Raw genomic sequence first — 1,987 nt, 5'->3', positions numbered from 1 at the left:
ATAAGCGTTGTGGCGAAGTCGGTCAAGTGTGGCTGAGCCAAGCAGTTTATTCTGGAAGGCGTCTCCCCATTCTGTAAAGTCTAAATTGCTCGTAATAATGGTGGCATGTTGTTCGTAACGCTCATCAATTAGGTCATGGAAGTCTTCATCTTGTGGCGACTTCAATGGTTTTAACCCGAAGTCGTCAATAATGAGCAGTGGCACCTTGGCTAGGGTTTGGAAGCGCTTTTCATAAGTATTGGTTGCCCGTGCTGCATACAGATTTGCCAGTAATTTGGCTTGGGTAAAGAACAGTACATCCACACCTTTTTGCACCGCGCAATGGCCAATAGCTTGGGCTAAATGACTTTTCCCCGTACCACATGGCCCCGCTATTAATACAGGCACTTTTTCATCAATGAAGCCACAGGTTGCTAACTCTTGAACGTAAGCGCGGTTGAGATTAGGGTTGGTAGTTAAGTCGAAGCTCTCTAGCGTTTTATTCGATTTAAGGCCCGCACGGCGCAGCCGTGTGGCATATTTCTTTTGGTCGCGCCGCGCTACTTCATCTTGTACCAGTAACGCCAAGAACTCAGGGTACGTCATCTGATGTTCAATGGCTTCGCGGTTGCGCTGTGCGAGTGAATCGGTCATGCCCGATAGCCGCAGTTGCTTTAGTAAGGCTGATAATTCTGGGATAGGGTTTATCATAATAATTCCTTGTGCTCTCTAGTGTGGGATAAGTTTGTTAGGGTCGCGGTGGAATCGGCCTTTGCCGGTATAGCTGTCGCTTAAGCTATCGAAGGCATTGGTTTCATCGGGTAGCTCATCTAAGCCTTTTTCGAGTATTTGCTTAATCGCGTTGTAGCGCACATTGTCGAACGTTAACGCGCGGCAACATGCCCTTTCTAAGCGAACGGGCCCATAGCGTTTGGCGAAGCCAACGATGCCTTGCGCCGCACGCAGGTTATCCAGTACGCGACTGGCAAACAATCTTTCGATGAACAAGTGGCAATATTCACCAACCTTTTTCGCTTGGCTTAAACAGTATTGGGGGTCTTGCATGTTGCAGGCTTGCGCCGCAGGGGGTTGATGCGCCGGGACAGTCGAGCGGCCACCTTGGTGGCGTAATCTGCCGTGGGTGGCTTTGAGTTCGTGCTGTTGGTAAATACGTATTGTGGAATCGCCGGCGCGTATCCATACGGTTTGGCGAATAAGCAAATACGGGACTGAGTAACGGCAGTGCTCGAACTGCACATGACCGTCACCATGGACTTTGGCTTGTGCCCACACGGCTTCCTCTGGCGCCACTTCTGGTAAAGGACCGAGTAATTCCTGCTCAACTTCTTTGAACTGCGTTAACGGATAAAGGCGTGTCGTGCCGTGTTTGCGGTTACCCGCCACACTGACTAGCCATTCTTTTAATTGTGCATTGGCATCGCTTAGGCTACGGAATTCACGAAGCGGCACAAACGCATTTTTGATATATTTTACATTGGATTCAACACGCCCCTTCTTTTGTGGATCGCGCACCGGACATGGTGCAATTAAAAAACCATAACCTTCAGCACATTCAGCGTAAGCTCGCTGCACATCTGGGTCATGGTAGCAAGCTTTGGTGATAGCGCATTTGGGATTATCGATAATGACGCGTTTGGGCACACCGTTAAACCACTCAAACGCTCGACGATGGCACGATAGCCATGTGGCAATACTTTGATCCCAGATAAATTCAGCATACATATGACGACTCCACGCCAGTGTCATCACAAACACCCATGTTTTCCGTAATTCACCTGTGCGGGTATCCGCCATCAGCGGGCCGGCCCCGAAGTCCACTTGCACCGTATCGCCTGGGTCGAATTCCATTACCGTGGATACCTTGCTTGGCGAATCGGCAATCACACTTTTGATATAACGATTTACCGCCCAATAGCTGCCAGTGAAGCCGTAACTGTTTACTAATTTCTGATGGATAGTGCTACCTTGAACGCCACTTTCAATCCAC

2 protein-coding genes are annotated in these 1,987 nt (G+C 49.4%); both read right to left on the bottom strand.

The window, feature by feature from the left end:
* Positions 1 to 690 (bottom strand): IS21-like element helper ATPase IstB (gene istB, locus QMA12_RS21925; protein WP_290211491.1); only part of this gene is annotated, 690 nt, incomplete at its 3' end.
* Between the two features lie 18 nt (positions 691 to 708).
* Positions 709 to 1,983: an IS21 family transposase gene (istA, locus tag QMA12_RS21920; RefSeq protein WP_290211492.1), complete on the bottom strand. Its 1,275-nt coding sequence runs from the start codon at positions 1,981 to 1,983 to the stop codon at positions 709 to 711.
* Between the last annotated feature and the right edge of the window lie 4 nt (positions 1,984 to 1,987).

Source organism: Pseudoalteromonas sp. APC 3893 (assembly GCF_030408095.1).
Lineage (GTDB): Bacteria > Pseudomonadota > Gammaproteobacteria > Enterobacterales > Alteromonadaceae > Pseudoalteromonas.
The sequence above is the reverse complement of the archived record's forward strand: the minus strand, read 5'-3'. Positions and strand labels throughout refer to the sequence as shown.